At 72.6% G+C, this 5,271-nt stretch carries 2 protein-coding genes; both read right to left on the bottom strand.

Going from position 1 to position 5,271, the window contains the following annotated elements; all coding sequences use genetic code 11:
- Positions 1 to 4,630: non-ribosomal peptide synthetase (locus tag IEZ15_RS43375; RefSeq protein WP_189282433.1), on the bottom strand; the 4,630-nt coding region annotated here is incomplete at its 3' end.
- Positions 4,630 to 5,271 (bottom strand): phosphopantetheine-binding protein (locus tag IEZ15_RS43370; RefSeq protein ID WP_189282432.1); only part of this gene is annotated, 642 nt, incomplete at its 5' end. The genes IEZ15_RS43370 and IEZ15_RS43375, both read right to left, overlap by 1 nt.

Below are 5,271 nucleotides of genomic sequence, written 5' to 3'. Positions count from 1 at the left end.
TCAACACCCGGTACCGCTCGGCCTCGTCCAGCACCTGGACCGAGCTCAGCGGCACGTCGTCGTGGTCGCCGTCCAGGGCCGACTCCAGCGCGGAGACCAGGTTCCCGGCCGCCGTGCGCACGAACTCGCCCACCACGCGCGGGTCGATCGGCGCGACCGCGTCCACGGCGACCCAGAGGCCGTCGCCGTTGTCGTCCACGGAGACGAGCAGCGGGTAGTTGGTGCGCTCGTGGGAGAAGACCGTCCTGATGCCGTCGAGCCGCTCGTCGCGCGCCTCCGGGGCCTCGGTGTCGCCGCCCCCGCCGTTGTGGCGGTAGTTGAACAGGGCCGTGAAGAGCGGTGCGCTGCCCGGCATCCCGCTGGCCTGCTGCGCCACCGTGAGCGGCGCGTGCTCGTGCTCAAGGAGTTCCGCCAGCTGGCCGCGCATCGCGGTGACCGCCTCGAGGACTCCGAGGTGGTCCGTGCGGACGCGGACCGGGAGCGTGTTGAGGAAGGGGCCCGGCACGCGGTCGGCGCCCTCGCCCGCGTTCATGCGGCCGAACAGGACGGTACCGAAGACCACCTCCTCGCGGCTGCTGACCGCCGCGAGCACGCGGGCCCAGGCCAGGTGCAGCAGGGTCGCCGGGCTCGCGCCGAGGCGGCGGGAGATCCCCCGGAGTCGTACGGTCAACTCGCCTTCGAACGGTACGACTTGGCGCACCGATCCCGCGCCGTCACCGCGTACGTCCGCGACGCCGAAGGCGGCGGTCGGCTCGGTGATGTCACCGAGGAGGTCGGCGAAGTAGCGCTCGTGTTCCGAGCGGTCGACGCCGCCGCGCACCTGGGCGACGAAGGTACGGAACGGCAGCGGCTCCGGCAGCTCCGCGCCCCGTCCCTCCAGGAGCGCCCGAACCTCCGCCATGAGCACTTCGAGGGCTGTGTGGTCGCGCACCATGTGGTGGACCCGCACCAGTGCCAGCCACTGCCCCGCGGTCTCCCCACCGGGTGCCCGGCCCGTGTGGACCCGGATCAGCGGCGCCTCGCCGAGGTCCATGGTCCAGCCGCCGGCCGCGACCAGGTCGGCGACCGCGTCAGTGCTGTCCGCGTCGAGGGCGACCTCGGTCACCGGCAGGGTGGCGTGGCGCCACACGACCTGGACCGGCTCACGCAGGCCCTCCCACACGATGGACGTGCGGAAGATGTCGTGGCGGTCCAGGACGTTCTGGAGGGCGCCGAGGAAGGCGTCGAGCCGCTCGCGCGAGTCGAACTCGACGACCGTCGGCAGGACGTACGCGTCGCCCCCGCCCTCGGCGAGCAGGTGGTGGAAGAGGAGGCCCTCCTGGAGGGGGGCCAGCGGGTAGACGTCGGCGATGTTCGCCGCGCCGCCCGTCACCGTGGCGGCCACGGCGGTGATCTCCTCGTGCGTGAGGTCGACGAGCGGCAGCATCTCGGGGGTGATCTCGGTCGCGTCGGCCGGGATCAGGTTCGCCGCGACGGCCACCTGCTCGGCGCTCGCCGCGAGGGCGAGCCCAGCTGGGGTCGGCGTCTGGAACAGCGCCCGCGCGGACACCGTGACGCCGCGCCCGCGCAGGATCTCGACGAGGCGGATCGCGAGGAGCGAGTGGCCGCCGAGCCGGAAGAAGTCGTCGTCCACGCCGACCCCGTCGAGGCGCAGGACCTCGGCGAACGCCGCGCACAGGATCTCCTCGCGGGCGTTGGACGGGCCCCGGCCGGCACCGGAGGCGTACTCCGGGGCGGGCAGCGCCTTGCGGTCCAGCTTGCCGTTGCCGGTCAGCGGCAGCGCGTCCAGGATCACGACCGCCGACGGAACCATGTGGCCGGGCAGTCGCTGGGCCGCGAACTGGGTGATCGTACGCGGGAGTTCGGCGTCGACTTCGTCGACGTCCGCCGGGACGGCGTAGGCGACCAGCCGGGTGTCGCCCGGGACATCCTCGCGGGCGATCACCGCCGCCTGCGCGACCAGCGGGTGTGCGGCGACCACACCCTGGACCTCGCCCAGCTCGATACGGAAGCCGCGCACCTTGACCTGGTCGTCGGCGCGGCCCAGGAAGACCACCTGGCCGTCCGCCGTCCACTTGGCCCGGTCACCGGTCCGGTACATCCGCTGACCCGGCTCGAAGGGGTTGGCCACGAACCGCTCGGACGTCAGGCCTTCGCGCCCCACGTAGCCGCGCGCCAGACCGGCACCGGCGACGTACAGGTCCGCGACCACCCCGACCGGGGCGGGCTTCAGGTACGCGTCGAGCAGGTAGAAGCGGGTGTTGGCGATCGGGGTGCCGATCGGCACGACGCCGTCGGCGATCCGCTCGGCGGTGAGCCGGGTGGTGGCGACGCCGATCGTGGTCTCGGTCGGCCCGTAGTGGTTGTGCACCTCGCGCTCGCCGGCCGCCGCGAGCAGCTCCGCCGCCAGGGCCGCCGAGGCGGACTCGCCGCCGAGGACGAGAGAGCGCCCCGGCAGTACGGCGTCGACGCCGGCCGCCGAGAGCGCGGCCAGGTGCGAGGGGACGGCCTTGAAGTGGTCGATCCGATGCGCGGAGAGGTACGCCGCGACCGCCTGCGGGTCGGTGACGGCACCCTCGTCCAGGACGTGCAGCTCACCACCGGTCGCCAGGCTCGCGAAGACCACGGTGTTGCCGAGGTCCGTCGCCTGCGCCTGGAGCAGCGCGTACCGCGCGCCTTCCCCTCCGAAGCCGACACGCTCCGGGACGCAGGACACATAGTTCGCGAGGCCGCCGTGTGTGACGGCCACACCTTTCGGCTGACCGGTCGAACCCGAGGTGTAGATGACGTACGCGAGCGACTGCGGTTCGACCGCCTTGCCCGGACGCTCCTCCGGGGCCGCCGCGAGCTGCATCTGCACGAAGGTCCCGTCGAGGGTCACCAGGCGCGACCGCCCGGCGGGCAGCTCGTCGAAGAGGTCCTCGGTGGTCAGCACCAGCGCCGCCCGGCTGTCGCGCAGGATGTACGCGATCCGGTCCGTCGGCTGCTCCGGGTCGACCGGCAGGTAGGCGGCGCCCGCCTTCCAGACCCCGAGGATGCCCGCGGTCATGTCGGCGCCGCGCGGCAGGCACAGGCCCACGACCGCCTCGGCACCGATGCCCTGGCCGACGAGGTAGTGCGCGATGCGGCTTGCCCGCGCGTCCAGCTCGGCGTACGAGATCTCCTGGCCCTCGGTGACGAGCGCCGCCGCGTCGGGAGTGCGGTCGGTCCACTGCTCGAACAGCTCGTGGACCAGGGCAAGTTGACGGTCGGACGCCGTGTCGTTCCATTCGGTGAGCACCCGGCGGCGCTCGGCCTCGTCGAGGACCCGGATCGAGCTGAGCGCGCGATCAGGGTCGGCGGTCGCCTGGTCGAGGACCTGGGTGAGCCGTGCGGCCAGGCGCTCGACCGATGCCACGTCGAACAGGTCGGCGGCCGCCGTCACCGAGCCGCGCAGGCCCGCCGGGGCACCCGCCGCGTCGAAGAGCTCGCGAACGGACACGTCGAGGTCGAACTTGGCGGCCCGGGCGCCGACTTCGCGGCCTTCGGACGGGGTCTCGGAGGGGTCGACGACGGTCCGCTGATTGTTCTGGACGGTCAGCATGACCTGGAAGAGCGGGTGCCGGGCCAGGGAGCGGGCCGGGGCCAGCTCCTCGACGAGCTTCTCGAACGGCACGTCCTGGTGCTTGAAGGCCGACAGACCGGTCCCGCGCACCTGGGCGAGCACCTCGCGGAAGGTCGGGTCGCCGGACAGGTCGGTACGCATCACCAGCGTGTTGATGAAGAAACCGACCAGGTCGTCGAGGGCCTCGTCCGTACGCCCCGCCACGGCCGTGCCGACGGGGATGTCGGTGCCCGCGCCGAGCCGGGACAGCAGGGTGGCCAGGGCCGCCTGGAGGACCATGAACGTTGTCACACTCTCGGCCCGCGCCACCGCCGCGAGGCGCGCATGCACCTCGGCGGGGACGCTCAGCGGGACGATGTGCCCGCGGTGTGAGGCCACCGGCGGCCGGGGCCGGTCGGCGGGGAGCTCCAGCTCCTCCGGCACGTCCGCCAACGCCTCGTGCCAGTAGGCGATCTGGCGGGACATCATGCTGTCCGGGTCGTTCTCGTCGCCGAGCAACTGGCGCTGCCAAAGCGCATAGTCCGCGTACTGGACCGGCAGGGGCGCCCACTCGGGGGCCCGGCCCCGCACGCGCGCCTCGTAGGCGGTCGTGAGGTCCCGGACCAGCGGGCCCTCCGACCAGCCGTCGCTCGCGATGTGGTGCATGACCACGACGAGGACCCGTTCGTCGGTACCGGACTCGAACAGCCAGGCGCTGATGGGGAGTTCAGCGGCGAGATCGAACGCGTACCGACCGGCCTCGTCGACCGCTCCGTCCAGCTCCGCCGGGGCGACCTCGGTGACCGTCAGCTCCCAGTCGAGCTCGTCGAGCCCGAGGATCCGCTGGTACGGCTCGCCGTTCGCGACCTCGAAGACCGTGTGCAGGACCTCGTGCCGCCCGATCACGTCCCGCAGGGCCGCGCCGAGCGCGTCGCGCTCCACGTCGCCCGGCAGCCGCAGCACGACCGGAACGTTGTACGTCGAACTCGGGCCTTCCAACTGGCTGATGAACCACAGCCGCCGCTGCGCGAATGACAACGGAATCATCAGGACTCCTCCTGGTTACGCATCGGCCGCAACGCCGGCCTGGTTGACTTCACGTTTCCGAGCTGCTTGGCGAGGCCCGCCACCGTCGGCGCGTCGAACAGCGCCGCGATCTCCACTTCGGCGCCGAGCACCGTCCTGATGCGGTTGACCAGGCGCACCGCGAGCAGCGAGTGGCCGCCGAGGGCAAAGAAGTCGTCGTCGACCCCCACCTCGGGGACGCCCAGGACCTGGGCGAACGCCTCGCACAGGACCGCTTCCTCGTGACTCTCGGGACCCCGCCCGGAGCCCGCCGCCTCGGCGTAGTCCGGGGCCGGCAGGGCCTTGCGGTCGAGCTTGCCGTTGGCGGTCAGCGGCAGGGCGTCGAGCACCACCACGGCTGCGGGCACCATGTGCTCCGGCAGACGATGTGCCGCCACCTCCCTTACCGCGCGCGGTAGTCCTTCGTCGGCCTCGTCGACTTCGGTGGGGACGACGTAGGCGACGAGGCGGGTGTCCCCTGGGGTGTCCTCGCGGGCGATGACCGCTGCCTGGGCGACCTCGCGGTGCGCGGCCACGACGGCCTGGACCTCGCCGGGCTCGATACGGAAACCACGGACCTTGACCTGCTCGTCGGCACGGCCCAGGTACTCCAGGAGCCCGTC

Source organism: Streptomyces atratus (assembly GCF_014648655.1).
GTDB classification, from domain to species: Bacteria; Actinomycetota; Actinomycetes; order Streptomycetales; family Streptomycetaceae; genus Streptomyces; species Streptomyces atratus.
The sequence above is the reverse complement of the archived record's forward strand: the minus strand, read 5'-3'. Positions and strand labels throughout refer to the sequence as shown.